This is a genomic window from Lacrimispora sp., from assembly GCF_036758025.1.
GTDB lineage: Bacteria > Bacillota > Clostridia > Lachnospirales > Lachnospiraceae > Lacrimispora.
Map to the genome: position 1 here is coordinate 23,437 of NZ_DAIOXM010000009.1, position 25,545 is coordinate 48,981.

A 25,545-nucleotide genomic window follows, 5' to 3' on the forward strand; every position below is an offset into this window, starting at 1 on the left:
ATTAAATCTTAGTTTGTTGGTTACTTATATTCAGCCGGAACAGGAATATCAAACCTCTCGCACAATAGTTTTACATCATGCTCATCATTTTCATCATGCTCATAGCCCAAATGAAATAATACTTGATTTTCAGCATTAATACATCTTACCACTTTATCACTTACTTTGCCAATACCACTAAACACGTCCGGGGGATATGCTTCTCCCTCAAAAACAATGTATCCTTGTTCGTTGAATTTAAATATATGAAGATCAATTATCCTGCCTTTAGTATCCTTCCAAACCGTGTGAAATGTGGTTGTATATGCTTCTGTAAATTCAAAAAAGCCTTTTTCTTTTAATAATTCTATAAACTTTTTACTGTTTCCTGCTTCCACAAATAAATCAATATCGTTGTGTGTCCTTGTCTCCTGCTCTAATAGTGCATCTACACCCCAACCGCCGTCTATCCAAATGTTAATTTCATTTTCTTCGACATATCCTATTATCTCAATGACATCTGTTTTATTTACCATGCAATCCCTCCATTCAAATTTATCTTTCTGATTCTAACATGGCATATTCCAATTCATCTTCCCATATTGTATTGCCATCCTTAATATACTTACATTTTTGTATAAAATGTGCTTCTCTACGCATATTGCATTTTTCTAAAACTCTCCATGAACCGATATTTTCAGGGTGGCATAACGCACAAACTCTATGTACATTTAATACATCAAAACTATAATCAATTAACGCCCTTGTCATTTCTGTTGCATAACCTTTACCCCAATCTTTTTTTAATAGTAACCAGCCAATCATTGCTGTGTCATTTTCATAATCCAAATGAATTCTGGAACGGCCAATTTTTTTCTGATTACACTTTAAAATTACTGCCATTTCAAAATTCAATTGTGGTTTCTCTTCCCAATCACGTATAACATTATTTAAATGCTTTTGAGCTCCCTCCACGTTCATGACATCATTTGGCATATATCTCATTATTTCTTCACTAGAATAAAGACCCATAATAATGTCCAAGTCATCTTCATGAAATGGTCTCATGATTAATCTTTCTGTTTCAATCATTACAATTACACCTCGCCTCTGCAAATTCAAATCTGCTATGGTACAGTATGGCTTTATGCAGTAAATTACAGACTAAAATCATTTATTAGAACCATACTTTGCTAACTCTAATTCCATAACAATTTCATCTTCCTCGATTTCACCCGTTTCTATGAATCCTATGCTTTCGTATAAATGTTTTCCTGCAGCATTGCCAGGAACATAATCCAGCGACACATAATCAAACTTTCCGGTTTCTTTTATCATATTAAGCGTATAGTCTAACACCTTTCTGCCATATCCCTTACCTTGTTGATGCTCTGCTATCATCAATCTCCATATACCGCATTTACGCTCTTTTTCATTCCAATCCAGCATAATAAACCCTATTACCTCTTCATCATTATAAATAGCGTAGGGTTTTGCTATTTCAGAATAAAGCCATGCTTCCGCTAATGAATAGACATTTGAGGCTACATACTTACTTTGTTCCTCATTTAATTTCATCCCCACAATTGTCCTAAAATTGCTCTCATTAATTTCTTTTAAAGATACCATTTTATCCCCTGCTATAATTTTATATTCTTTTCGTTATTATTATTTTCCATCCATCATACCATATCTTTGAGGTGATACAATGAAAAAAACTTATCAAAACTACTTTTTAAAAGTCCCCACACCAGATGTCCCTTTATAACACTTCCAATATAATTACAGATAATGTCACACGAATTTCTTCTTATACTCCACAGGCAGAAACCCCGTATACTTTTTAAATGTTCTGGTGAAATGCTGGTTCGAGGTGTAACCCACCAATTCTGCAATGTGATGAATCTTATAGCTGGTTTCCTCCAGCATTTTCTTCGCTTCTTCCATACGGATGCGGGTCATATATTCTGTAAATACTTCCCCTGTCTCCGCTTTAAATAATTGACTTAAATAAGAAGGATTGAGGAAAAAGTAATCCGCAACATTCTGTCTGGTGGCTGTTCGGTAATTTTTAGAAATATAAAATTTAATCCGGTCAATCAGGTCCGAGGATTCTGAAGGCTCTTTCTTTAGAAATTCCATTACCTGAGCGGTGACCGTTTCAAACCAGCTTTGCAGCTCTTTTCCTAATTTAAACTGGTAAAGATATTCCGGCTGAAGCACCTGGAGATTTTCATAGGTTCCCTTCTGGCTCTGGTGATTGAGAAGGATTCCCTGATACCCCATTAAAAGCCGCTTCACTTCATTATAGATATCTTCCAATTCCATGGATGAACCCAGCATCAGATGAAAAATCCGCCTCAAGTACATCTGAACCATCTTTTCCTCCTGGCTGCTGACGCCGTTTAAAAGCTTTTCTCCGCACTCCCGCAGTTCTTTAAAAGAGACTTCCGTTCTGACCACAGCTCCCTTGTAAATATGCATGGAAACGGACTCGTAAAACCGTTTTTCCAAAGCCTGAACGGCCTCCCCATAGGCTTCCTTTACGTCGGAAGGAAAGGGATGAGCCGAGCTGATGCCTGCCGACATCCGGATTTTGCAAAACTGTTCTACTGTTTCCTGTATTTTACCGATAACAATAGCCGCTTCCCTCTCCCCGCCATCTTGACCGCACATCATAAATATGGCGGAGTGCTCGTCTCCCAAAGAAACGCTTTCCAGGTTTTCAGACATGCCGCAGATCTCTTCAATAATATTGTCAATGGCAAATTTGATGACAGAGCCTCCTGCATCCTGCAAAGGAGTATCCGCCCCCAGGACGATTGCAGTCACGTATTCTTCGGGTCTGCACAGCTTCATTCCCTCCCACATCTTTTTGATGTAGGCATCAGACATCTTCTCTTTGATCAGCTTTCTGAGAAAGTTCTCCCTCGCTCCCCGTTCCATCTGATAAAGGCGGACTGTGATTTCTTCCTCTTCCTGCTTTTTCTGTCTTTTTTCTTCCAGCTTTTTTACAGCCTGGGCCAGCCTCTCTGTCAATTCCTTTTCCAGCACCGGCTTTAACATATAGCAGGCAGCCCCTTTTTCCAGAGCTTGATGGGCGTATTCGAAGTCGCTGTATCCGCTCATAATCATGATGACAATATGGGGAAACCGCTCTTTTACATAATCCAGCATTTCCAGCCCATTCATAGCAGGCATCCGGATGTCCGTGATCAAGATATGGGGCTCGACCTCATTGACAATGTCAAGAGCTTCATCCCCGTCATAGGCAACGCCCGCCACCTCACATCCAAGAGACTGCCAATCCACCAGCTTCTGCATTCCTTCAATGATCAATTCTTCATCATCCACTAAAACCACTTTATACATCGTTTCCTCCGATCCTGCCGGAGCTTTGTCTGGGCAGATGCAGGGTCAGCTTTGTTCCTGCATTTTCTTCGCTGTCAATGGTAAGCCCATACTCTTTTCCGTAGTGCAATTTCAGCCTTATGTTAATATTGTTCAGTCCGATATGTTCACTCTCCTGCATCTGAGGATCTTCCAGGGTTTTTCGGATTTCCTGGAGCCGTTCCAGGCTGATTCCCTGGCCGTTGTCATATACGATAATGCGGACAGCTTCCTCTGTCAGCTCCGAACTGATGCGGATTTGACGGTCTATTTTCCTCTTTTCCAGGCCATGATGAACGGCATTTTCAATCAAGGGCTGGAGAGAAAACTTGGGAATCACCAGCTTGCTGACTTCCTCCGAAATATCTGTAATGAGCTGGAACTTATACCGGAAGCGGAGGTTTTGCAAATCAATATAGGAATTGACATACTCCAGTTCCTCCCTGACCGTCACTTCCTCTGTCTTTAAATCTGTGGTTCTCCGCAGCAGAACACTGAGCTTTTCAATCATTTCAGCGGCCTCGTGATCCTGATTCAGCAGGGCCTTCATGCGGATTCCATCCAGGGTGTTGTACAGGAAATGAGGCCGTATCTGCCTCTGAAGCATCATCATTTCCGCTTCCTTCCTCTTTACCTCAATCTGGGACTTTTCTTCCATTAATATTTTGATCCGTTTGACCATGTGGTTGAGCCCCCCGGCGATGGTGCGTATTTCATCATTGCTTTCCACCTCAATCTCTACATCCAGGTTTCCAGCTTCAATGGCCTGCATTCCCTGCATCACCTTGCCCACGCCCCTGCTCATCACACGGGAGGCACCCACTGCCAGACCAATGCCTGCACTTCCTCCCAGAAAAAGGAGGAGTACGGCAATCCGGTTCAAATCATTGAGACCGCTCATCAAAACATTCTGAGGGACAACGTATACAATGTACATATCCAAATATTCGGAATAATTTAAGCTGATATTCAGGGCTTTCCTGCCACCTAAAACTTGAAAGTTTCCATTTTCCGGAGACAGTTTCTTTGTGATTTCCGTTATTTCTCTCTCATCCGGTTTTTCACCGGACACATAAAACAGTGCCTTATCCCTGTCAAACAGCAGTACGCTGTTCTGATTTAATCTGGTCTTATTGCATATTTCATCAAGAAGCCTCTTTTTCATGTCAATGCAGACAATACCATTTACCTTCATTTCTTCATAGCTTCTCAATTTTCTCGCAATGGAGAATACCTCCATAGCATTGGTTTTCCTTAATGGCATAATCTGAAACATCTTCTCTGACTCTAAAAATTCCTGATACCATTTTTCCTTTGAAATGTTGGCACCGTCACTATAGGAAGCATTGGGTCCTCCGGCTATTACTCTTCCAAAGGAATCCACAATAAGAATCCCTTCCATATCGATCCTGATGTTCAGCATCTGTTCAATGGAATACCGGACCCTTCTATAGTAATCCCCATATTCCGGAAGTTCCTTTGGTATCCCCTTCCCCAGATCCCGGATCATGTCATTCTGCAGCAGAAAAGTCATGCTCAGACGGTCTATTTCCTGGATCATATTTGTAATGGAGCTGCTGATGCTGTCCACATATATTTCTGAATAAGCGATCATATTTTTTCGGATCATGGTTCTGGAAATATTATAATAGGCCGCATAAATTGCGCCGAATAAACATGTAATTCCCAGAAATATCCCCAGTAGCTTTACCTGAAAACTAAGCCTTCGGTACTTTTTCATATTATCCTGCCCTTTCCGTTGGGTCTGACCTTTACCAGGATTCAGTATAACATAAATTATTCTTGAACAGTAGTATTTTATTTTGCATAGCACCCCTGTTCCAAAGGGTCAGTTTATTAGATTTTTTATTCTAACGCCAGAAACTTCTGCCATAACCCCAGTCACGCCAACGACCGTCATCACGGCCATGCCTGCAATCTCTGCCGCCAGGACCGCAGCGGTCTCTGTCACGGTCTCGTCTGCAATTCCATCCGTCAGGGCCGCAGCGGCCTCTATCTCGGTCATGTCTGCAATTCCAGCCATCAGGACCGCAGCGGCCTCTGTCATCCCACCTGTTATAACTCATATATTACACTTCCTTTCAATTATATTCATACTGTATAATATAGGAAATACAGACAAGATGTGAAAATACGGGCAGAAATCCCCACCGCTTTGGTAAAAGCAATGCAAATAAAAAAGCAAAGACAGTTGCCCGTCCTTGCTTTTTTATAGTCTAAATCTATCTGCAAAGCTTATTAAATTCATCTGCCACAAACTGTACCTGTGTTCCCACAACTACCTGAACACTGGTTTTTCCCGGTCTGATTACGCCGGCCACACCGGCTGATTTGATCTTCTTCTCATCTACCAGACTATAATCCTTGATTTCAAGTCTTAATCTTGTAATACAGTTATCAACACTGGTAATGTTGTCTTTTCCGCCCAGACCCTCTAAAATAATGGAAGCAACCTGAGTATAGTCACTGTTGGCAAGAGTGACAATTGATTCATCTGCGTCGTCATCCTCGCGTCCGGGAGTCTTGAAGTCAAACAACTTAATTGCCAAACGGAATACAACGTAATAAATGATTGCGTAAGCACTGCCCAGGGGAATAATAAGCAGAGGATTTACAGCCATTGGAGCTTTAAAACTTAAAAACCAGTCAACAAATCCTGCGCTGAAGTTGAATCCTACACGTACCGGAAGCAGAGCGCAAACGGTCAAAGAGATACCTGTCAAAATTGCATGAATTAAGTAAAGTCCCGGTGCAAGGAACATAAATGCGAATTCCAGGGGTTCTGTTACTCCTGTAAAGAAGGAGCAGACTGCTGCCGCCAGTAACAGACCGTATGCATTTTTCTTTTTGCCCGGCTTTGCCGTGTGATACATGGCAAGGCTGGCTGCCGGAAGTCCGAACATCATTACCGGGAAGAAGCCTGTCATATACTGACCGGTTTGGCCCAGAACTCCTGTACCTGCCCAGAAGTTTCCAAGGTCATTCACACCTGCAACATCGAACCAGAATACAGAGTTCAAAGCATGATGAAGCCCAACCGGAATCAGAAGACGGTTGAAGAGGCCATAAATACCTGCTCCTATGGCGCCTAAGCCTAAGATTCCCTTTCCAAATGCAACCAGTGCGGAATATACCACCGGCCATATAAAGAATAAAACAAGACAAGCGACCAGGGAAATCAGGGTGGTTACAATGGCTACGGAACGTTTTCCGCTAAAAAAGGCCAGAGCATCCGGAAGCTTGGTGTTCTTAAATCTGTTATAACAGGAAGAACCAATGACACCGGATAAGATACCGATAAACTGATTGCTGATCTTTCCAAAAGCAGCATTTACTTCACTGACATCAACACCCTTTAACATGGCGACCACACCTGGAGATAGAATTGTCTGAATCATCAACCAGGAAACAATTGCTGCCAGAGCAGAAGTACCTTCATGATCATCTGCCATTCCCACACCTACACCGATGGCAAAGAGAATTGCCATATTGTCAATGATGGCTCCTCCTGCCTTGATCAAAAAGGCTGCAATGGCGCTGTTGGCTCCCCAGCCTGTGGGATCGATCCAGTATCCGATTCCCATCAAAATTCCCGCTGCCGGAAGACACGCTACCGGAAGCATCAATGATTTCCCCAATTTCTGCAAATACTTCATCATAATAAAGAAACCCCTTTCTCTTTGTCCTGCGGACATTCTTATCCATTCCTGCGAAAATGCAGGTTCAGATCAAATAATTTTTCAACTCCTTCATTCAGCCGGCTGCAGTTCAATGACCGGGTCAAGCTCTTTCACCTGCACCCCTGTATGGCACAGCATATCCGGAAAGTTCTGGACATTGCAGACCAGAACCGGTGTGATCACCTCATATCCTGCTTCCTTGATTGCCTCTATATCAAATTCCAGAAGAAGGTCTCCTGCCTTCACCCGCTCCCCCTGTTTTATATGGGCGGTGTAATATTCGCCCTTTAAATTGACCGTATCCAACCCCACATGTACAATAATCTCGGCTCCTTTGTCTGTGGTAACGCTGACCGCATGCTTTGTCTCAAACAAAACCGTAACCACTCCGTCAGCCGGTGCCACAACCCTTCCCTTTTCAGGAATGATGGCAACCCCTTTTCCGAGAATTTCCTGGCTGAAAGCCGGGTCATTGACCTCACTTAAAGGTACTGCCCTTCCTTCTATTGGCGCCAGAATCTGCTCTCTCCCCTTCTCACTGCCTTTTCCCAGCATCTTTTTCCATGAGTGAAACATACTCATCACCTCTCCTTTTTTCTACATTCTCAGCCTCTTGATGTGAACCGCCAGGTATGCGGTCTCTTCCTCCGTTACGCTATAATGGTAGGTCTCAATGATATAATCCCTGACCTTTAAGCTGCATTGATACTCCTCCGGATACATTCCAGATATTAAACTGTTAAATTCCGCATTTTCATTATCCAGCATCTTCCCTGAAACAATCCTCTGAGCAAGAAACTTCAAATGAGTGGCAAACCGCTGGTAATTCAAAGAAGTTTCATCCGGTTCCATAGTGAAATACTCCTTCACGATTTTTACCACGTTCTGAATCAGATTGGTAATGTCAATGGTATCCCGCATCACGTTGTTTAGCTCTGCATTTACAATATGAAGGGCTATAAATCCCGCCTCATCCACCGGAAGGGTCACACCCACCCTCCGCTCAATCAGAGCCACTGCATATTCACCCACCAGATACTCTTCCTTATAAAAAGTCTTTATCTCATTGAGGAGAGGATTCCTGAATATGGTCTTTTGCTTAAAGCGGTGAATAGCAAAACTAATATGGTCTGTCAGCGTGATGTAGATATTCTGGTTAAGACTTCTGTTTAAAACCAGATTGGCGTAATTAATGATTTCCGTTGAAACCTGGATGTGCTCCAGGGGCAGATTTACCAACAGCTCCTTAAATTTATCCATGCTGTTCTGACTATCCAGACGGAACACCTTTTCGATTTTGCTCTCGGGAATTTCCTTTCCCGCTTTTGCACCAAACCCGATTCCTCTGCCCATGATGACCACTTCTTTTCCATCCGGCTCCAGCGCACTTACAATATTATTATTGATGATCTTATCAATCTTCATATCACCCACCCTGCAAATAAAAAAACCAATCCTGATTTTGAAATAATATATTATTTCTTCAATCAAAATTGGTTTTGCCTGCTTTCCAGTAACAATCCATGTGTTATTAACTTATAGACACTATATCAGCTTTTCAGAAAAAAGTCAATAGAATTTCATACTTTTTATACATTTTTTATAAATAACTTTAATCTCTTATAAGAACCTGTGCTAATTGAATAAAAAATACCAAAGTTCGCAGGAAAAACACACACCCTGCAATCAAATGAATCCAGGGAATGTTTAAAGCTCCCAGCGCCCACAAAAACAGCAGCACAACAGCAGCATCCCCCATATACCGCCCAAACAAAACACCTGCTTTTTCTTCCTTAGGCGACAGGCACGGCTCAGTGCTTATGAGCCGGTGACGCCTGGGAGAAGAAAAAACAAAAGATAAGGAAGCAAAAAGCAAAATTCCTAAAATCATCAGATCAATCCGCTTTCTTTCAAGAACTCTCTGGCCACATCAGCGGGGGATTGCTGAAGTTCATCTACTCTATAATTCAGTTCAGCCATAACATCATCGGTTAAAACCGGTGCCAGTTCTTCTAAAACCACCGCAATTTCCGGATATTCTTCCAAAGTATCTGCCCGGACAACGGGAATGGCATAATAAGGCGGAAAGAATCCCTTATCATCTTCCAGTGTTTTTAAACCGAATTTTTTAAGAAGTCCGTCGGTTGCAAAAGCATCAACAATATTGATCTCTCCGTTTTTCAAAGCCGTATATCGGGGAGAACCGTCCAGAGTAATATTTTCTTTCATCTGAAAACCGTATGTTTTCAAAAGCCCGGGCAATCCATCCTCCCGGTTGGAGAACTCAAAGGTAGTGCCTGAAACCAGAGTATCAGCAATTCTGGAAAGATCACTCATTTTCTCCAGGTTGTTTTCCGCTGCCATCTCCTGGGTGACTGCCAGTGTATACGTATTATTAAAGCTCATCTGTTTAAGCACTTCCAAGTCAAACTGATCCTTTAGCTCAGCCTTGGCTGTCTGGTATACCAGCTCTACATCACTGATAGGCGTATGCTTAAGAACATCGCTGTATACCGTTCCGGTGTAATCAATATAAAGGTCAATATCTCCTGTCTGTATAGCACCGAAGCACACCTGGGACCCACCCAGACTCAGCCTTCTGTTTACAGAAATATCAGTTCTGTCTTCGATTAAATCCGCCACCAGATTACCCAGAATCTCCTGCTCGGTAAAGTCTTTGGAACCGATTGAGACAGTACGTGTATTTTGTGCGGTACCGCCTACTGAGGTTAAAACAAAGACCACTGCAAGAAGCCCTGCAGCCCCTGCAAGCGTTATCTTCTGGGCTTTCCGTCTTTTTTTCTTTAGAGAATTATCGCCCTTTTGAAGGCTGATAGGCGTTACCAGTTTTTCAACCAGACCAAGGATAAAGTCTACCATCAGTGCCAGCACGCAGGCAGGAATGGCTCCCGCCAGGATCTGATTGTTATTGACCGTACGTATACCGGAAAAGACCAGATAGCCCAGACCGCCTGCACCGATAAATGCAGCCATGGTCATCAATCCAACTGCCGTTACAGAAGCAATTCTCACACCGGCCATAATAACGGGAAGGGCAAGAGGAATCTGTACCTTGGTCAGCACCTGAAAAGGTGTTAAGCCGATTCCCTTGGCAGCCTCAAGAGTCTGGGGGTTGATATTTTCAATTCCTGTATAAGTATTCTTAATAATAGGAAGCAGAGAATAAAGCACAACTGCAACAATGGCAGGAACAATACCGATACCCAGTAAAGGAATCATGGCGCCGAGAAGAGCCATGCTGGGAATGGCCTGAATGATATTGGCAACCGACAAAACAGGCTTGCTGGATTTGGCCGCATAAGAAATAAGAATACCAAGGGGTACACCGATTAAAATAGCCAGACCTACAGATACTGCGGTCAACTTCAAATGGTCAACCAGCAGTGAAAGAATCTGTGGATAATTACCTGATATATAATTTAAAAATTTCATTCTGTCTCTCCTCCTTCATAGTCAAAATACTGCTGACTTAAAGTGGTCACCAGACTGCTTCGTGTTATAAGGCCCATAAGCCGCCTTTGATCGTCCACAACCGGAACTGTGGACACTTGATTTTCCGTCACAATTTTTAAGGCATCCAGAATGCACTGTTCCGGCAAAAGAGTCGGAAAGTCCTCATACATATACTTCTCTGCCAACTGAGTCCTGTCTTCCACGCCCCTGAGCTTGCCTGCCTTGACAATCCCTGCCAGACGCCTGCTGTCCCGCTCCACGATGAGAAGGCTGTCAACCTTATTCTGGCGCATCTTGTCAATGCATTTCAGTACTGATAAGTCTCTGGAAGCAGTGACCGGCCGGTCAATCATGATATCGGATACCTTAATAAATTCCGGCGATGACCATATCCTGTTTTTTCCTACGAAATTGGAAACAAATTCATCCACCGGATTGTTTAAGATATTTTCCGGTGTATCGTATTGGAGGATATCTCCATCTTTCATAATGCAGATCATATCTGCGATCTTAATGGCTTCATCCATATCATGTGTCACAAAAACGATGGTCTTTTTCAGCTTTGCCTGGAGCTGCACCAGCTCATCCTGAAGATCTGATCTCGTTATAGGGTCCAGAGCAGAGAACGGTTCATCCATCAGAATAATGTCCGGATCAGTGGCAAAGGCTCTGGCCACCCCTACACGCTGCTGCTGTCCTCCACTGAGCTCCGTTGGGTAGCGATGTAAAAACTCATCGCAGTCAAGTCCCACCATCTGCATCAGCTTCCTGGTGTTGTCTTCCATTTCACTGGGAGACATGTTTTCAAGCTTTGAAATCAGTTCAATATTTTCTTTGACCGTCATGTGAGGAAACAGACCTGTCTGCTGGATTACATATCCTATTTTCCTTCGCAAAGCCACTTCATCCATGGTGCTGATGTCTTTATCGTCAATATAAATCTTACCTGATGTTGGCTTAATTAAACGGTTGACCATTTTTAAGAGCGTTGTCTTTCCACATCCGCTCTCACCAATAATAGCAACTAAGCTTCCATCTTTTATCGAAAATGTAACTTGATTCAAAACCTTTTTTGTCTTATAAGATTTTGAAATCTGTTCAAAATGTATCATGTTTTATCCCTCCTTTTACCAAAGTAACAACTTAATTATATTGCAAAGTTGTCACTTTGTCAAATTTTTAAAAAAATAACGCCTGAAGCCAATGGGCTTTAAGCGTTATTTTGAAGTTCCTATTTAGGAGAATATAAAAATTCTTTTACCCTGTCTGCAGTGTCATCCTGGGTTATAAAATATATGGTATCACCTTCAGAAAGAGCCACATATGGTCCGGGGGACTTTATGATAATATCATTCTTGCTGACCGCAATGACCGTTGCCCCGGTCCTCTGCCAGAATTGGATTTCTGTCACTGTCTTATTTAAGTAATTGCATTCCTTCGTGATGCGTATTTCAAAGGGCATAAAGGGATTCATTGAACGAAAGTGGGCCGATGTCTCTATGAGATCTTTCAGGCAGTCATTTAAATACTCCATTTCCAGTTTTTGACGGCTGACACTTTTTAAAAGATTCTCTTTGATCGTATCAATGGTCTGGCGTTTTCCATTTTGCTGAATGTACTCCGCCGCCTTTTTCTGGGACTTAATGATGATCCCGTTGCCTTTTTCCGTGGAAACGATCCCTAAGTCACTAAGTATGCAGATCGCCCGCCGCGCAGTCTCCGGTGATACGCTGTATTGACTGGCAAGGGATGAACGGGCGTAAATTTTTTCCCCTTCCTGATATTCCCCATTGGCAATCCGGGATGCCACCTCTACCGCAATTTGCTGATAGCGGGGTATCGCTGTCTTATGTTTTGTTTCTATGTCCATGTAATTCTCATTTCCTTTTCCTGTTATGATATAGCTTATGAGAAGCTGGTTTTCAGCTTCTCATAAAAAGCGCTGTATTTAGCGCCGTCCATCGGATTCAGTATAGCCTAAAACTCATAACAGTGCAAGGTGGGAACTGCAAAATATATTCTTCTGCTACACACCACTTTTTTTCAATTCTGCCCTAAGGCGCTCCAGTGCTTTCTTTTCCAGCCTGGATACATAGGATCTGGAAATTCCCATCAGATCGGCAATCTCTCTCTGGGTGTATTCCTTTCCCCCTTTCAGCCCATACCGCATGCTGATTATGGTTTTCTCATTATCCTTTAAGCAGCTGTCAAATGCTTCATACAGTTCCTTAATATCCTGCTTTAAAATAATAGTCTCCAAGGTCTCCTTGTTTTCCATTTCAATCACATCCACAAGGCTTACAGTCTCCCCATCCTTGTCTACGCCTATGGGTTCAAACAAAGAAACCTCTTTTGAATATTTCTTATTTGCACGAAGCAGCATCAGTATTTCATTTGCAACCGTCACATGGCGGCTCTTCTGAGCCAAACAAATACAGATGGACAGTTTCTCCATCCCATAAAACTTTTTTTACAAGCCTGCGGATGGCCGCCCTCTTCTGCTTTACATCAGCCATTTCAAATGCTTCCCCAAAAGAGGACAGGCTTTGCTTTAAAATCTGAAATTCCAGTTCAGACAGCTCACGGCTTGCAAAAACCTCCTCCAGTTCCCTGATCCTCTGTCCGATCTCTTCTTTTTTCTTATGCAGTTCCTGGATCTGGTTTACAATATACTCCGCCGCCCCGGTTCCTGAGGCCTTGCCAAGAGAAGATACCAGTCCCTTGATCTGCTCTCCTATTTCCTTCTCCTGGTCCTTTAAGCGGATTTCCTCTGCTTCCAGCTCCTGCCCGCTCTGTTCCAGAAGCTTTATGCTCTGATTTAACTGCCTTTTAAATTCCTCCCCATCCTCGGAAATTCTCTTAATTTCCTCCACTACCATGGCATCCAGACTGTTTCCGTTGGGATTTTTCATTGCACAGCATTTCATCCGGCTTTTTTCCTTCATAGCACAAAGATAAGAATAGATCTGTTCCCCCTGCTCATTATATCGTCCTGACAGCTTCGGTCTCATATAGTCCCCGCAGTTTCCGCAAAATAAAATCCCGGACAGCAAGGCCACATTGCTTCTGGGCTTCCGGTAGTTCTTGGACTTATTCTGTTCCAGCAGCCGTTGGGCGCTGACCCAAATAGAACCTGGAATCAGCCCTTCGTGCTTTCCCACAGCCACGATCCACTCCTCCATATCCTTCTTCTCGTGGGTCTTACCCTGTCTTTGAAGAGTTCTGTTGTAGGCAATCACCCCGAAACGGCCGTCAAATTCTTCCGGACCGGCAAATAAATCCACCTTTTTTTCAGATAAATATTCGTAAGCCTCCTGATCTGCCATCATATAAACCGGATTTGCCAATATCCCCTTTATGGCAAACCGGCTGAACAACCGCCCAAACTTAGTCCTGTATCCATTTTGAACCAGATACGTCTCTGTCTGGGTCAGGGAACCTGTTTCTAAAAACTTCCGGAAAATAAGCCGGATTACTTCCCCTTCCTCTGGAATCAACTGCAGCTTATATGCTTTTTTCACCTTTCCTTCAATGGTCACAGAGGTCATGCTTTCTGACTTATAACCTGTGGGAGTATTTCCCCCCAGCCACCTTCCGCTTTTGGAAAGTTCCAGCATGTTGTCTCGGATTCGCTCGGCTATGGTTTCCCGCTCCAACTGAGAAAATACGGATGCAATATACATCATGGCCCTTCCCATGGGGGAAGAGGTATCAAACTGTTCTTTTATGGAGATAAAAGAAATTTCCAGTTCATTGAGTTCTTCAATGAGATTGGCAAAATCACCGATGTTGCGGCTGATCCTGTCAAGACGGTAACAGACAATAGCCGTGAATTTCTTCTTTTTTGCCTCCTGCATCATCATTTTAAACTGGGGCCTTTCCAGATTTCCTCCGGAAAAGCCCTCATCCTCATAAATATAAGCACTGCCTGCAAAGTCATCTCCATAGTGAGACGATATGTACTGCCTGCACAGCTCGATCTGGTTTCCTATGCTCTCTCCTTTGCCTGTAAACTTTGACTTTCGGGAGTAAACAGCAAACTGCTTTTTCCTGACTTCCACCTAACACTCTCCCCGGCCCTATCCCAAACATACAGGACATGGGTCATATCATACATTATAATAATTACATACTCCAAGGCTTCCAATGAATATGATCGTATATCGCCCGGAAACAGAAACAGATAAAAAGGAACTGAAAAAAAGAGCTGCTGTCATACATAACCAGGAAGTGCTTCTGTATGTACGGCAGCTTTCCTGTCCTGATTACCAGAAGCAGGCCCTTATAAAAGCAATTCTGGAAGAGCTCTCATCGCCTTAATATAAATATCCCACTACAGGCAGCATCCGAAGCACCATGGCACCCGGATGGCAGGTGGCGAACTGCTCTGTCAGATCATTTCCCGCCTCAAGGCCAAAATGGGGACCTCCCCTCCAGACCGAATTATTGGTCACATCATACACAACCCCATTGACCGCAACATACGCCGGAGCGCCATTTTGTCCATTATAAGAAGCCAGTTCTTCCAAAGTAAAATACCTTGTAGGAACCTCTTCTTCCGGCTCAGGCTCTGTCTGGCTCACCTGGACCGGCTCATAGGCCGGCTGTATATTCTCCAGACCAAGCTGATTGGCTTCAATAAAATACCGGATATGATGCTCCAGCATAACTGCCTCACTGCTCAAACGGTCCAGGACATGACTGCCCTCTCCCTGGCTTAAGTGAAGCTTTCCTACATCACTGCTGATTTTTCTGACGCTGTTACTCACAAAATCCAGAAATAAGTTTAATTCCATGAAAAAACCTCCGCTGATTATTGATGGAACACAGATGCTTGACCGAAGGATGAGCCCCGGTCATGCAGCAGCGTTTTTTTCAATATATGAGGGAGGCAGGCTTTTTAAACCTGATTTCTGGCAGCCGGCAGGGAGTCGCTTTGATAGGATACCATTTTCTACACATTTGGCCGCATAAGTGGCCAGTCTTGAACCTCTGTCCGGGTGAAAGGTGTTAACTGCCTTAATGAGTCCAATGGTTCCTACTGAAAGAAGATCTTCCATATCGTAATCTGTATTCTGATATTTTTTAGCCACATGGGCCACCAGGCGCATATTCCGTTCGATGAGTGTGGCTCTCGCCTCCTGATCCCCTTCCTGGTATCGTTCCAGACACTCTCGTTCCTCTCGCGCAGTTAAAGGTTTCGGAAAAGTTTTCAAAGAAAGCCACCTTAAACTTACTTACTCTCATTTTATGCCAGCCTGCGGGTTAAAGTGCTTTTACAAAAAATATTGGCTGGTACTTATTTTAATGCTGAAAAAGACGAAGACCTGTAAATGCCATAGCCATGCCGTATTGATCGCAGGTTTCAATCACCTGATCATCCCGGACAGAGCCTCCGGGCTGTGCCACATACTTGACTCCGCTCTTATAGGCCCGGTCAATGTTGTCCCCAAAGGGGAAGAAGGCATCAGAGCCTAAGGACACACCTGCCATACTGTCCAGCCACTTTCTTTTTTCTTCCTGGGTAAATACGTCAGGCTTCACCTTAAAAATGGATTCCCACCTTCCGTCTGCCAGCACATCCATATAATCCTCTCCAATGTAGGTATCAATGGCATTGTCCCGGTCCGCCCGACGGATTTCATCCACAAACGGAAGTTCCAGAACCTGAGGAGACTGGCGCAGAAACCAGTTGTCAGCCTTGTTTCCGGCCAGTCTGGTGCAGTGGACTCTGGACTGCTGTCCTGCTCCGATTCCAATGGCCTGTCCTCCCTTTGCAAAACACACGGAATTGGACTGAGTGTATTTTAAGGTGATCAGGGAAATGATCAGATCCAGTTTGGCTGACTCCGGGATATCCCGGTTCTTTGTCACCACATTATTAAAAAGGTCTTCCTTGATTTTCTGTTCATTTCTCCCTTGCTCAAAGGCGATTCCATAAACCTCTTTTTTCTCCAGAGGTTCCGGCTCATAGTCCGGGTCTATCTGGATCACGTTGTATTTGCCGTTTTTCTTGGCATTTAAAATCTGCAAGGCCCCCGGCTCAAACCCCGGTGCAATAACTCCGTCAGACACCTCCCGTTTGATCAGTCTGGCAGTGGAAACATCACAGATATCAGACAGGCAGATAAAATCCCCAAAAGAGGACATCCGGTCCGCCCCTCTTGCCCTGGCATAAGCGCAGGCCAGGGGAGAAAGCTCTTCCAGATCATCTACCCAGCAGGCTTTGGCAAGAACACTGTCAAGAGGAAGTCCGACTCCCACACCTGCCGGAGAAACGTGTTTAAAGGAAGCCGCCGCAGGCAGACCTACCGCCTCCTTTAACTCCTTTACCAGCTGCCAGCCGTTAAAGGCATCTAAAAAGTTAATATACCCAGGGCTGCCGCTTAACACTTCAATAGGAAGGTTTTCTCCGCCCGGCATAAAGATTCTGGACGGCTTCTGGTTTGGGTTGCATCCGTATTTTAACTGTAATTCCTTCATCTTCTGTACTCCTGTCATTTGTTTTTATTTACAATCCGTGTCTCGTAAAGACCTGATTCCACGTCAATGTATCTTACAAAAAGGGAAACCTTGTTTTGTTCATTGAGGCTTTCCCAGATCATGGCAGTAAAGTCTTCTATACTGTCAGAAATCTCCACCGGCTTAGGCTCTCCCTCAAAGCTGGGAAGAGGATTTCCGTCATGCATATAAGTATGAATAAAACGGCCTTCTCCTGCCAAGGGATTTTCGTAGGCAAAGGTATACCGGCAGCAGGAATCAGGGTTGCCGTGATTGCTCTTTAAAATGGACATGGCATAGTTAAAATGGTTTTTCTCCATGTGGATGATGCCGGAAATGCGAGGTGTATAGTTAGGGCTGTCCGGCTCAAATTCCCTGGACCTTAAGGACTGCTCAAAGGTCAGCTGCCTGTCCATACCCTCATAGATGGTGTCAGTCTGATCCCCGTTGGTCACAATGGTCTTATTTCCCATGACACGCACAGGCGCATAAATGATCAGACTTGGGTCCACCAGCTTTAAAGGATCAAAGGCCTGGGTCCGTATTCCCTCTCCCTCTTCCACAAAGATACGGTTCCGGCTGTTGTCACTTCTTCCCATAATAAAGTAAGCGGCCACCGCCTTTCTTCCATCAGGTGTCCTTCCCATAATGATCCCTCTTCCCGGATAGGAATTGTTCATTAAATCCTCTCTTAAAGAAACCACATTCATCCTCCTTTTCCGTGTAAAAACACAAAAAACCACCTGGGCATCCCATAGAAATGCCCAGGCGGTCGGCTTTTTGTATCGTGCTCCCTGTGGTTTAATCCCACTGATCCGCCAGTCGCACGTACTTTTCCAATATCATATAATATTGCTGCTTAAAATGCAAGCACAAATTAAACTATTCATTCCGTATGGCAGCCAACGGACTCAGCTTCATAGCCCGCAAGGCCGGGAAGAATCCCGCAGCCATTCCCACAAATACGGCAAACCAGATGGCTGTCATTCCAAGCCAGGGAGGAATTCTCGATAAATCTCCCGGCACACCTCCCATAAACCGTCCGGCAAGGATTTTATTAATAAGAAGGGATACCCCGTAGCTGAAGAGAATTCCCGTTATTCCTCCTAAAAAGCCGATAAAGCCTGACTCCAGAAGAAACATGTTCCTGATATTTCTCATATCACATCCCAAAACCTTTAAAATTCCGATTTCCTTTGTTCTCTCGTAAATGGACATCATCATGGTATTGGCAATTCCGATAGCAGCTACAAACAGGGAAACAGCTCCGATTCCTCCCAAAAGGGCCTGAACCATCTTAGCCTGCTTCTGGGACTGCTCCAGCCACTCCATATTGCTGTTGGCCTGATATCCCATATCTGTAATGGTCTTCTGCACTTCGGTCACATTGGCCATATCATCCACTTCCACAATGGCCTGCTGGTAAATGAAATAATTATAAGGCTTTCCTTTTTTATTGGTTGGCTGATTGGGTATAGGCTTCTTTTTAAATATCTGCTTCAGCTGGGACTTTAAAGCCTCCAGATCCACATAAACCCCATAGCTGTAATTGTTCCAGTCTTCCAGCCCTCCCTCCACAAGCCCTGCAGTGGAAAGAAGATACTTTTTGGGAGGCTTGACAGGATTGCCATCCGGTCCGGTGCCCCCGCCCTGGGAATTGTAATAGGCATCTGTGTCAAAAATCACAAACAGGGGCTTATTAATAAAATCAACATCAGGAACAGAAGAAAAGTCTTCATAATAGCCATAACCGGAATTCATTTTCTTTGGGTTATGGAACTGCCTGGCTACCATGTTTCCAATAACCATCTTCAGTTCTTTATTTCCAGGTTCCGGATGGGTTCCTTCTTTTAAGGCGATGTTCTTCATATACCCTTCGCTGACACCCATGATATTGATATTGGCCTGATAAGACCCCTGAAACATAAGGACATTGGTTTCCAGCAATGGAGAAGCGTCATTGACATGAGGAATCTGCTTAAACTGGCTAATCACCTCATCAGTCATATAATCAGGCTCACTGCTGCCGTCATTTCCGCCCCACATGGCATTGGAATATACGGTAATTTCCGTAAGGCTTCCATAAGAAGCAATTTGTTCCATAGTAAGCTCATTAAAACCAATACCTAAAGACACCATAACCACAATGGAAGCCGTACCGATCAAAACTCCCAGAACTGTTAAAAATGTTCTCAGCTTCCTGCGTCTTAAATTGTTTACACTCATGGAAAGCAAATCGCTAAATCTCATTATCTGTTTCCTCTCCCAGCTCCTGTGCCTTCTTTTTCCGCTTTTTCAGTACGAAAACAATTCCTCCCGCAGCAGCAATCACCACGACTGCCAGCACCGGAATAAGGATTTTACTAAGTCCCGATGTGCCCTGAGCATCTCCGTCTACGGGAAATTCCCCGGGATCTTCTATATCAAAGCCAGGGTCCATAGGCTCTGTTACCATCAGGGTCAGTTCCTTTTCGATAGGCTCGCTGACCACTCCGTTTTCATCCTCATAGGTGATGAGAATTTTCACCTTTCCGTCATCCATAGTAGGTGCGGCACCGGAGAGCATAATATCCACATTTCCGGTCTCTCCCGGCTTAATATTTCCCACGTAGCTGCTGTTCTGCTGAATGCTGTCCCCCACAAAGGATACCATGACATTGTAAAGAAGGACCTTTCCCGTGTTGTTAATGGGGAACATGACATTGGTTTCTGAGCCTACGTTGATAGAATCCGGCATCACTTCAACGGTTCCCGTATTCAGACGGGCTACCTGCCTGACCGGAATGTTTACTGTTACCTTTTCTTCGGCATTTTTAAATTCAGGGCTGTCATATTTTTCATTGATGGTTATGGCGTAGGTTCTCTGGTCCACCCAGGCCCCTGCCTGCAGTTTTACCTTTAAATCTGTTGTCTGCCCTGCGCCAAGGTGATTCACTACAAAGGAGGAGGAGCCTGCATCTGTGGTAAATACCGCACTGTCAGTCACCTTTTCCGATTCCAGGCTAAGCAGAATGTTGCTGGCTGCAACGTGGTCGGAAGCATTTTTCATATGAAGAATCAGTTCAAATTCTTCTCCTGCATAAATGGTTTCCGGAATGGTTTCAAAACCGTCTACTATAATTCTGGCCCTTGTTCTGTCATTGGGGTCAAACTCTCCTGTGTTTTCTTCTCTCTCTTTATTCTGCACCTTCACATAAAAAATCTGCTCTGTTTTTTGAACTTCTCCTTCTGTGCTTTCCCGGTATTCTATGGTAAAGGTAATGGGGTAATACCCGCTGTATACATCTTTGCGGATGGCCATGCTGTAGGGCACTGCAACCGTCTCTCCGCCGCTGATCTTATCGTAATGCCTGTTGTAGCTTCCGTCGTTGATGTCAAAAGGAAATTTGGTGCTGTCCTGGTCAAGACCCATGCGGATGTTTACATCAAAGGCCGTAATATTAGAGGAATTGCGGAAGTTGATGTCAAAGTTCATGACTTGGGGGTAAACGCCAGAGGGTGTATTCTGTCCCTCTCCCAGTTCAAACCGGATATCTCCTTCTGATTCGTCCGGATCTGTGGTTGAGGTGGATTTTGTGATCCAGATATTAATTTTTTCACGGGCCAGACCGCTTCCATCATTTTTAGCAGTGGCATTTGTTACAATCTCCAGAGGAACGGAATAATAGCCGTCTGCTATGTCTCTCCGGACCCTTGCTGTGAGAGAGACTGTCTTAGAGCTTCCGCTCTTCACATTTCCAATCTTTTTATTATCGAAGGTATCGGTGGTGATTTCAAAAGGAAAAACGCTTCCGGTGAAGGTTTCCCCATCCTCAAAAGCATCGCTTTCCTGGTTTGCCAATCCTTCGTCAAAACGAATTGCCACGCCCTCCAAATCAATATCATCAATATTTGTGAAAACCATGCTAATGGTCATGTTCTGTCCTGATTTTCCGCTGGGGATTTTTTTCACATCAATATAACGGTCGTATCCCGGCCTTGCAAAAGCTGTCACCGGTACAGACGAAATAATCATAATGACCGCGAGCAGCCATAAAACTCCTTTTCTAACCCTCTTCATTCCCTGTATCCTCCTCTGCATCCTCATGGTGCTGTTCTTCAATCTTAAAAATCTTTCCATCTACAATATGAAACTGCCTGTCAGCAAATTGGGCGATATAATTATCATGGGTAACCATGATTAATGTCTGATTCTGTTCCCTGACAATCCGCTGCATCAGATTCAATATTTCCTTGGTGGTCTTAGAATCCAGATTTCCCGTAGGCTCATCGGCAAAGATGATCTGAGGGTCTGAGGCCAGAGCTCTGGCAATGCCCACTCTCTGCTGCTGTCCTCCTGACATTTCATTGGCCAGATGCTTCATCTGTTTTTCCAATCCAACCAGCTTTATGTATTCCTTTGCTTTTTCATTTCTGATCTTCTTTGGCACTCCCCGAAAGGAAAGGGGAAGAGCCACATTTTCCACTGCATTCATGGTCTTTAACAGGTTATAGGACTGAAAAATAAATCCCACATGCTTTCTTCGGAACGCAACTAAATGATTTTCCGAAAGCTTTTCAATATGCTTTCCGGCAATGACGATCTCCCCCTTTGAGGGCTTTTCCAGACCTGCCATCATATTCAAAAGGGTGGATTTACCGGAACCGGAAGGACCTACAATCGCACAGAACTCTCCTTTATATATGGTAAAATCCACGCCGTTTAACGCATAAACCTTGGTATTTCCCACTTGATACACCTTATATAGATCCTTGACCTGGATCATAGGCGTTTTGCCTTTCACCAAAGCGGATACCTCCTTACTTCAACTTGTATACACATTATACAACAAGATATTGGAATCAGCCATCCTTAATTTTCTTACACTTTATTACATATTCCTTACAAGGAAAATGGTGGAAAAATAATTATATTATAATTTTAAAAAAAGTGTGGAAATATTTGAATGAATACTATATAATGGGATAGACTTTGAAATCACAGTAACAGATAAAGGAGATTCTTATGAGACATTTATTAAACCCTTTAGACTTTAGTGTTGAAGAAACACAGCATTTATTAGACCTATCAAAGGATATCGAAGAAAATCTTCCAAAATATTCCCATGTGTGCGATGGAAAGAAATTAGCCACATTATTTTATGAGCCAAGTACAAGAACCCGTCTGAGTTTTGAAGCTGCTATGCTGAATCTGGGTGGCAGTGTACTGGGCTTTTCTTCTGCCGACTCCAGTTCCGCTGCAAAAGGAGAAAGCGTTGCAGATACCATCCGTGTCATTTCCTCTTATGCTGATATCTGCGCCATGAGACACCCCAAGGAAGGTGCTCCTTTGGTAGCTGCCAATTATTCAACTATCCCGGTCATCAATGCAGGTGACGGAGGCCACCAGCATCCAACCCAGACCCTGACTGATCTGCTTTCTATTAATTCTTTAAAAGGCCGTTTAAACAACTTAACCATCGGCCTCTGCGGTGACTTGAAATTCGGCCGTACGGTTCATTCTCTGATCAATGCGCTTGTACGCTATGAAAACATCAAGTTTATCTTAATTTCCCCTCCGGAGTTACGGGTTCCTGAATACATCAGAGAAGATGTGTTGCGGGCCAATAATATGGAATTCGTCGAAATGGACAACCTTGACAATGCCATGCCTGAACTTGATATCCTTTACATGACCCGTGTTCAGAAGGAACGTTTCTTTAATGAGGAAGATTACATCCGCTTAAAAGACTGCTACATTCTGGATAAGAAAAAAATGAAACTGGCGAAACAGGATATGTTCGTGCTCCATCCTCTTCCCAGAGTCAATGAAATCTCCGTAGAAATCGATAGTGACCCGAGAGCAGCTTATTTCAAACAGGCACAGTACGGTGTTTATGTGCGAATGGCTCTTATCATGACATTATTGGAGGTAGAAAAATCATGTTAAATATCAGCGGATTAAAAGAAGGAATTGTATTAGACCATATTGAAGCCGGAAAAAGCCTGGATATTTATTATAACCTGGGACTGGACAAGCTGGACTGCCAGGTGGCTATCATCAAAAATGCCAGAAGCAGCAAGATGGGAAGAAAAGACATCATTAAAATAGAAGGCGGCCTGGACCACATTGACTTAAATATTCTGGGCTTTATCGACCACACCATTACCGTTAACATTGTGCGGGATAATGCCATCGTGGAAAAGAAAACCTTAAGTCTTCCTAAAAAGATCACCAATGTAATTCACTGCAAAAACCCACGCTGTATTACCTCCATTGAGCAGGAACTGCCTCACACCTTCTATCTCACTGATGAGGAAAGCGAAACCTATCGCTGCAGATACTGCGAAGAAAAATATACGAAATAATTTCATTGTACCTGGAACCTCCTGATTGGGAGCTTCCAGGTGTTTTTTTTGGATCATGACTTTTGTCCTACGACTGTAACACTGCCACACTTCCGCTTTTCCAATTATCCAGTTATAGATAATATGCATTGCCGGGTAATCAAGGTTTAATAGGGGGTGGAGGTGACAATACATGATTGTCTATGATAGATTATGGGAAACCATGAAAAAGAAAAATATCAGCCAGTATCATCTGATCAAATACTGCAAAGTCAGTGCCGGGCAGATCGGACGCCTGAAAAAGAATAACTTTGTTTCCACTCACACCATTGATATGCTCTGCAGAATCCTGGATTGCAAGGTGGAAGAAATCATGGAATACCGGGTTGATATTGCGGAAGACAGTAAGAAATCCGAAGAAAACAAATAACAAGAGCCGGATTCCCCAAAAACGCCTGCCGCTTAAGTGATTACTTAGGCAGCAGGCGTTTTTAATTATATACTCAATTCTCCCAAAACACCGACATCAATTCCCTGATCGCCCGTTCCGCATCCACATCCACAGCAAAATTCACATATTCCGCAGCAAATGTATGTTCCCTTAGATCCGTCACAACCATGCCTCTGCAGTAAGTGCCCCCGCATTCGATTCTGGCCTTTTTCTTCTCTATGGAAAACAGCTCAGGGGCCAGGGCACATATAACAGCCAGAGGATCATGGAGGGGACAGTCACCCATACAGTAATTCTGAGTCTGATTTCCCTTTAAGTAGTGAACCAGTGCCTTACTCATATAATCCACAGACTGCTCACAGACCGGCCTGCAGCAGCCTGCCAGCCAGTCTATATGCTCTTTCCTTAACCTTGTCTTCATAGTCACATCCAGGCCGGCCACTGTGATATCCATACCAGACATAAAAACCTCATCACAGGCTTTTGGGTCACAGGCAAAATTTGCCTCTGCCACAGGAGAAACATTTCCTCTCATGGATAAGGTACCGCCCATCATAAAAACATGCTTTACCTTTCCTGCAAATTCAGGAAAGCGCCTCAGTGTACGTGCGATATTGGTCAGAGGACCCAGAGTAATTACCACCAGCTCCCCTTGGTACTTGTCAGCCAGCTCCATGTGAAACTGGCTGACATCCTGTTTCTTAAGCTGTCTGCTGGTGTCCGGGAGCGTGACATTCCCCAGGCCATTGTCTCCGTGGATGAAAGAAACACGTCCTTCCCATTCACCGCATAAGGACTTTTCTTCACCTGCTACTACTGGTATGGAAGGCGCTCCTGCCAGATCCAGGATCTTTAAGGTGTTTTCTGCAGCCAGCCATGCTTCCACATTGCCGCATACAGTAGAAATACCCACCACCTCCACATGAGGGTGAAACAGGGTATAAAGAAGGGCAATGGAATCATCCACACCCGTATCTGCATCTATTAACACTTTTAATTTCTTCATTCCTCTGCCTTCCATAAAGCCACATGAAGCGCACAGCGGATCATCATATCCAGCTTCTGTTCCCGTTCTTCATTGGTCAGGGCCCTGTCGCTGTGAAGGCTGCTGCCTGCCGTCAGTATGCTTAAAGCCTTTTTTCCTGCCCTGGCTGCTGTGGTATATAAGGACAGAGTTTCCATCTCCTGGACAAGAACGCCCATTTTGGCCCATTGTGCCTTTTCTCCCTGCTGATCCTCATAGAATACATCCGAGCTGAGGACATTGCCCACATGGTAAGGGGCCTTGACCTTCTCTGCCTCATCTGCGGCTGCTTTTAACAACCCGAAATCAGCTATGGGAGCAAAGCTTCCGGGCAGGTGATACTGGGATGCAAAGTTGGAATTGGTACAGCAGCCCATAGCCATGATAATATCCCCAACCGCAACCTCTTCTCTGATGGCTCCTGCCGTTCCTACACGGATGATGGCATTGACTCCATATGTATGATACAGCTCATAGGCATAGATTCCCATAGAAGGGATGCCCATGCCGCTTCCCTGGACAGATATCTTCTTCCCTTCATAATATCCGGTGTATCCGTTCATTCCCCTGACCTTATTATAACAGACTACATCCGTTAAATATGTTTCTGCAATATATCTGGCACGAAGGGGATCTCCAGGCATCAAAACCGCCTTCCCGATCTGGCCTTCCTCTGCCTCGTTATGAAAAGTCTTCAT

At 44.0% G+C, this 25,545-nt stretch carries 26 protein-coding genes, 2 pseudogenes and 1 riboswitch; of the genes and pseudogenes, 4 read left to right on the forward strand and 24 right to left on the reverse strand.

Annotated features, from left to right (window positions below; all coding sequences use genetic code 11):
- Positions 1 to 20: 20 nt before the first annotated feature.
- From V7M78_RS09490 to V7M78_RS09560, 15 genes and pseudogenes are all read right to left on the reverse strand, one after another.
- The gene (locus V7M78_RS09490) at positions 21 to 515 is read right to left on the reverse strand and encodes a nucleotidyltransferase domain-containing protein (protein WP_333648810.1); all 495 of its coding nucleotides are present in this window, start codon (positions 513 to 515) and stop codon (positions 21 to 23) included.
- A gap of 19 nt (positions 516 to 534) precedes the next feature.
- The gene (locus V7M78_RS09495; protein WP_333648812.1) at positions 535 to 1,071 is read right to left on the reverse strand and encodes a GNAT family N-acetyltransferase; all 537 of its coding nucleotides are present in this window, start codon (positions 1,069 to 1,071) and stop codon (positions 535 to 537) included.
- 78 nt (positions 1,072 to 1,149) lie between these two features.
- Positions 1,150 to 1,608 carry a GNAT family N-acetyltransferase gene (locus V7M78_RS09500; protein WP_333648814.1) on the reverse strand — a complete coding sequence of 153 codons (459 nt, stop codon included), beginning with the start codon at positions 1,606 to 1,608 and terminating at the stop codon, positions 1,150 to 1,152.
- 165 nt (positions 1,609 to 1,773) lie between these two features.
- On the reverse strand, positions 1,774 to 3,351 hold the full coding sequence (locus V7M78_RS09505; protein WP_333648816.1) for a response regulator transcription factor: 1,578 nt from the start codon (positions 3,349 to 3,351) through the stop codon (positions 1,774 to 1,776).
- Entirely contained in the window at positions 3,344 to 5,110 is a 1,767-nt protein-coding gene (locus tag V7M78_RS09510; protein ID WP_333648818.1) for a sensor histidine kinase, read from the reverse strand. The genes V7M78_RS09505 and V7M78_RS09510 overlap by 8 nt, the downstream gene beginning before the upstream one ends.
- A gap of 108 nt (positions 5,111 to 5,218) precedes the next feature.
- Positions 5,219 to 5,437: a hypothetical protein gene (locus V7M78_RS09515; RefSeq protein ID WP_333648820.1), complete on the reverse strand. Its 219-nt coding sequence runs from the start codon at positions 5,435 to 5,437 to the stop codon at positions 5,219 to 5,221.
- Between the two features lie 175 nt (positions 5,438 to 5,612).
- Positions 5,613 to 7,049, reverse strand: a complete 1,437-nt coding sequence (gene nagE / locus V7M78_RS09520; RefSeq protein WP_333648822.1) for an N-acetylglucosamine-specific PTS transporter subunit IIBC — start codon at positions 7,047 to 7,049, stop codon at positions 5,613 to 5,615.
- 90 nt (positions 7,050 to 7,139) lie between these two features.
- Positions 7,140 to 7,646: a PTS sugar transporter subunit IIA gene (locus tag V7M78_RS09525; protein WP_333648824.1), complete on the reverse strand. Its 507-nt coding sequence runs from the start codon at positions 7,644 to 7,646 to the stop codon at positions 7,140 to 7,142.
- A gap of 21 nt (positions 7,647 to 7,667) precedes the next feature.
- Complete coding sequence (licT, locus tag V7M78_RS09530; protein WP_333648826.1) at positions 7,668 to 8,495, reverse strand: BglG family transcription antiterminator LicT; 828 nt, start codon at positions 8,493 to 8,495, stop codon at positions 7,668 to 7,670.
- Between the two features lie 187 nt (positions 8,496 to 8,682).
- On the reverse strand, positions 8,683 to 8,961 hold the full coding sequence (locus V7M78_RS09535; RefSeq protein WP_333648828.1) for a hypothetical protein: 279 nt from the start codon (positions 8,959 to 8,961) through the stop codon (positions 8,683 to 8,685).
- The gene (locus V7M78_RS09540) at positions 8,961 to 10,523 is read right to left on the reverse strand and encodes an ABC transporter permease/substrate-binding protein (RefSeq protein ID WP_333648830.1); all 1,563 of its coding nucleotides are present in this window, start codon (positions 10,521 to 10,523) and stop codon (positions 8,961 to 8,963) included. The genes V7M78_RS09535 and V7M78_RS09540 overlap by 1 nt, the downstream gene beginning before the upstream one ends.
- Complete coding sequence (locus V7M78_RS09545) at positions 10,520 to 11,656, reverse strand: ABC transporter ATP-binding protein (protein WP_333648832.1); 1,137 nt, start codon at positions 11,654 to 11,656, stop codon at positions 10,520 to 10,522. Before V7M78_RS09545 ends, V7M78_RS09540 begins: the two co-directional genes overlap by 4 nt.
- Positions 11,657 to 11,775: 119 nt before the next feature.
- Entirely contained in the window at positions 11,776 to 12,414 is a 639-nt protein-coding gene (locus V7M78_RS09550) for a TrkA C-terminal domain-containing protein (protein WP_333648834.1), read from the reverse strand.
- A 156-nt stretch (positions 12,415 to 12,570) separates the two neighbouring features.
- Positions 12,571 to 12,945, reverse strand: a pseudogene (locus tag V7M78_RS09555) (sigma-70 family RNA polymerase sigma factor); the annotation flags it as partial.
- On the reverse strand, positions 12,935 to 14,605 hold the full coding sequence (locus tag V7M78_RS09560; protein ID WP_333648836.1) for a recombinase family protein: 1,671 nt from the start codon (positions 14,603 to 14,605) through the stop codon (positions 12,935 to 12,937). The pseudogene V7M78_RS09555 and the gene V7M78_RS09560, both read right to left, overlap by 11 nt.
- Before the next feature lie 85 nt (positions 14,606 to 14,690).
- On the opposite strand from V7M78_RS09560, the gene V7M78_RS09565 reads away from it, so the two are divergent.
- Entirely contained in the window at positions 14,691 to 14,864 is a 174-nt protein-coding gene (locus V7M78_RS09565; protein WP_333648838.1) for a hypothetical protein, read from the forward strand.
- On the opposite strand, the gene V7M78_RS09570 is transcribed toward V7M78_RS09565, so the two are convergent.
- The 7 genes and pseudogenes from V7M78_RS09570 to V7M78_RS09600 all read right to left on the reverse strand — a co-directional run bounded on the left by V7M78_RS09570 (position 14,861) and on the right by V7M78_RS09600 (position 21,811).
- Positions 14,861 to 15,340, reverse strand: coding sequence for a cytochrome b5 domain-containing protein (locus V7M78_RS09570; RefSeq protein WP_333648840.1), 480 nt, complete (start codon positions 15,338 to 15,340; stop codon positions 14,861 to 14,863). The genes V7M78_RS09565 and V7M78_RS09570 overlap by 4 nt on opposite strands.
- A gap of 144 nt (positions 15,341 to 15,484) precedes the next feature.
- Positions 15,485 to 15,760: pseudogene (locus V7M78_RS09575) on the reverse strand (sigma-70 family RNA polymerase sigma factor); the annotation flags it as partial.
- Positions 15,761 to 15,848: 88 nt separating this feature from the next.
- Positions 15,849 to 17,027, reverse strand: coding sequence for a phosphoribosylaminoimidazolecarboxamide formyltransferase (locus tag V7M78_RS09580; protein ID WP_333648842.1), 1,179 nt, complete (start codon positions 17,025 to 17,027; stop codon positions 15,849 to 15,851).
- A gap of 14 nt (positions 17,028 to 17,041) precedes the next feature.
- On the reverse strand, positions 17,042 to 17,755 hold the full coding sequence (locus V7M78_RS09585; protein WP_333648844.1) for an IMP cyclohydrolase: 714 nt from the start codon (positions 17,753 to 17,755) through the stop codon (positions 17,042 to 17,044).
- 45 nt (positions 17,756 to 17,800) lie between these two features.
- Positions 17,801 to 17,881, reverse strand: a riboswitch (ZMP/ZTP riboswitch).
- Positions 17,882 to 17,927: 46 nt separating this feature from the next.
- The gene (locus V7M78_RS09590; RefSeq protein ID WP_333648846.1) at positions 17,928 to 19,295 is read right to left on the reverse strand and encodes an ABC transporter permease; all 1,368 of its coding nucleotides are present in this window, start codon (positions 19,293 to 19,295) and stop codon (positions 17,928 to 17,930) included.
- Entirely contained in the window at positions 19,285 to 21,105 is a 1,821-nt protein-coding gene (locus V7M78_RS09595) for a COG1361 S-layer family protein (RefSeq protein WP_333648848.1), read from the reverse strand. Before V7M78_RS09595 ends, V7M78_RS09590 begins: the two co-directional genes overlap by 11 nt.
- Complete coding sequence (locus tag V7M78_RS09600; RefSeq protein ID WP_333649046.1) at positions 21,092 to 21,811, reverse strand: ABC transporter ATP-binding protein; 720 nt, start codon at positions 21,809 to 21,811, stop codon at positions 21,092 to 21,094. The genes V7M78_RS09595 and V7M78_RS09600 overlap by 14 nt, the downstream gene beginning before the upstream one ends.
- Before the next feature lie 239 nt (positions 21,812 to 22,050).
- On the opposite strand from V7M78_RS09600, the gene pyrB reads away from it, so the two are divergent.
- The 3 genes from pyrB to V7M78_RS09615 all read left to right on the forward strand — a co-directional run bounded on the left by pyrB (position 22,051) and on the right by V7M78_RS09615 (position 23,802).
- A complete protein-coding gene (pyrB, locus tag V7M78_RS09605) occupies positions 22,051 to 22,974 on the forward strand; it encodes an aspartate carbamoyltransferase (protein ID WP_333648850.1) in 924 nt (307 codons plus the stop codon).
- Positions 22,968 to 23,393, forward strand: coding sequence for an aspartate carbamoyltransferase regulatory subunit (locus V7M78_RS09610; RefSeq protein WP_333648852.1), 426 nt, complete (start codon positions 22,968 to 22,970; stop codon positions 23,391 to 23,393). Before pyrB ends, V7M78_RS09610 begins: the two co-directional genes overlap by 7 nt.
- A 172-nt stretch (positions 23,394 to 23,565) precedes the next feature.
- Positions 23,566 to 23,802: a helix-turn-helix domain-containing protein gene (locus V7M78_RS09615; protein WP_333648854.1), complete on the forward strand. Its 237-nt coding sequence runs from the start codon at positions 23,566 to 23,568 to the stop codon at positions 23,800 to 23,802.
- Between the two features lie 73 nt (positions 23,803 to 23,875).
- On the opposite strand, the gene V7M78_RS09620 is transcribed toward V7M78_RS09615, so the two are convergent.
- On the reverse strand, positions 23,876 to 24,829 hold the full coding sequence (locus tag V7M78_RS09620; RefSeq protein WP_333648856.1) for a nucleoside hydrolase: 954 nt from the start codon (positions 24,827 to 24,829) through the stop codon (positions 23,876 to 23,878).
- Positions 24,826 to 25,545, reverse strand: a complete 720-nt coding sequence (gene deoD / locus V7M78_RS09625; RefSeq protein WP_333648858.1) for a purine-nucleoside phosphorylase — start codon at positions 25,543 to 25,545, stop codon at positions 24,826 to 24,828. Before deoD ends, V7M78_RS09620 begins: the two co-directional genes overlap by 4 nt.

Excerpts from the sequence above, each read along its gene's own strand:
- V7M78_RS09550 (WP_333648834.1), bottom strand. The coding sequence starts at position 12,414 with ATGGACATAGAAACAAAACATAAGACAGCGATACCCCGCTATCAGCAA.
- deoD (WP_333648858.1), bottom strand. The coding sequence starts at position 25,545 with ATGAAGACTTTTCATAACGAGGCAGAGGAAGGCCAGATCGGGAAGGCG.
- V7M78_RS09495 (WP_333648812.1), bottom strand. The coding sequence starts at position 1,071 with ATGATTGAAACAGAAAGATTAATCATGAGACCATTTCATGAAGATGAC.
- V7M78_RS09570 (WP_333648840.1), bottom strand. The coding sequence starts at position 15,340 with ATGGAATTAAACTTATTTCTGGATTTTGTGAGTAACAGCGTCAGAAAA.
- V7M78_RS09615 (WP_333648854.1), top strand. The coding sequence starts at position 23,566 with ATGATTGTCTATGATAGATTATGGGAAACCATGAAAAAGAAAAATATC.
- V7M78_RS09515 (WP_333648820.1), bottom strand. The coding sequence starts at position 5,437 with ATGACAGAGGCCGCTGCGGTCCTGATGGCTGGAATTGCAGACATGACC.
- V7M78_RS09505 (WP_333648816.1), bottom strand. The coding sequence starts at position 3,351 with ATGTATAAAGTGGTTTTAGTGGATGATGAAGAATTGATCATTGAAGGA.
- V7M78_RS09545 (WP_333648832.1), bottom strand. The coding sequence starts at position 11,656 with ATGATACATTTTGAACAGATTTCAAAATCTTATAAGACAAAAAAGGTT.
- V7M78_RS09535 (WP_333648828.1), bottom strand. The coding sequence starts at position 8,961 with ATGATTTTAGGAATTTTGCTTTTTGCTTCCTTATCTTTTGTTTTTTCT.
- nagE (WP_333648822.1), bottom strand. The coding sequence starts at position 7,049 with ATGATGAAGTATTTGCAGAAATTGGGGAAATCATTGATGCTTCCGGTA.
- V7M78_RS09510 (WP_333648818.1), bottom strand. The coding sequence starts at position 5,110 with ATGAAAAAGTACCGAAGGCTTAGTTTTCAGGTAAAGCTACTGGGGATA.
- V7M78_RS09620 (WP_333648856.1), bottom strand. The coding sequence starts at position 24,829 with ATGAAGAAATTAAAAGTGTTAATAGATGCAGATACGGGTGTGGATGAT.
- V7M78_RS09590 (WP_333648846.1), bottom strand. The coding sequence starts at position 19,295 with ATGAGATTTAGCGATTTGCTTTCCATGAGTGTAAACAATTTAAGACGC.
- V7M78_RS09565 (WP_333648838.1), top strand. The coding sequence starts at position 14,691 with ATGAATATGATCGTATATCGCCCGGAAACAGAAACAGATAAAAAGGAA.
- V7M78_RS09595 (WP_333648848.1), bottom strand. The coding sequence starts at position 21,105 with ATGAAGAGGGTTAGAAAAGGAGTTTTATGGCTGCTCGCGGTCATTATG.
- V7M78_RS09600 (WP_333649046.1), bottom strand. The coding sequence starts at position 21,811 with ATGATCCAGGTCAAGGATCTATATAAGGTGTATCAAGTGGGAAATACC.
- V7M78_RS09490 (WP_333648810.1), bottom strand. The coding sequence starts at position 515 with ATGGTAAATAAAACAGATGTCATTGAGATAATAGGATATGTCGAAGAA.
- pyrB (WP_333648850.1), top strand. The coding sequence starts at position 22,051 with ATGAGACATTTATTAAACCCTTTAGACTTTAGTGTTGAAGAAACACAG.
- V7M78_RS09500 (WP_333648814.1), bottom strand. The coding sequence starts at position 1,608 with ATGGTATCTTTAAAAGAAATTAATGAGAGCAATTTTAGGACAATTGTG.
- V7M78_RS09610 (WP_333648852.1), top strand. The coding sequence starts at position 22,968 with ATGTTAAATATCAGCGGATTAAAAGAAGGAATTGTATTAGACCATATT.
- licT (WP_333648826.1), bottom strand. The coding sequence starts at position 8,495 with ATGAAGATTGATAAGATCATCAATAATAATATTGTAAGTGCGCTGGAG.
- V7M78_RS09540 (WP_333648830.1), bottom strand. The coding sequence starts at position 10,523 with ATGAAATTTTTAAATTATATATCAGGTAATTATCCACAGATTCTTTCA.
- V7M78_RS09585 (WP_333648844.1), bottom strand. The coding sequence starts at position 17,755 with ATGAATGTGGTTTCTTTAAGAGAGGATTTAATGAACAATTCCTATCCG.
- V7M78_RS09525 (WP_333648824.1), bottom strand. The coding sequence starts at position 7,646 with ATGTTTCACTCATGGAAAAAGATGCTGGGAAAAGGCAGTGAGAAGGGG.
- V7M78_RS09580 (WP_333648842.1), bottom strand. The coding sequence starts at position 17,027 with ATGAAGGAATTACAGTTAAAATACGGATGCAACCCAAACCAGAAGCCG.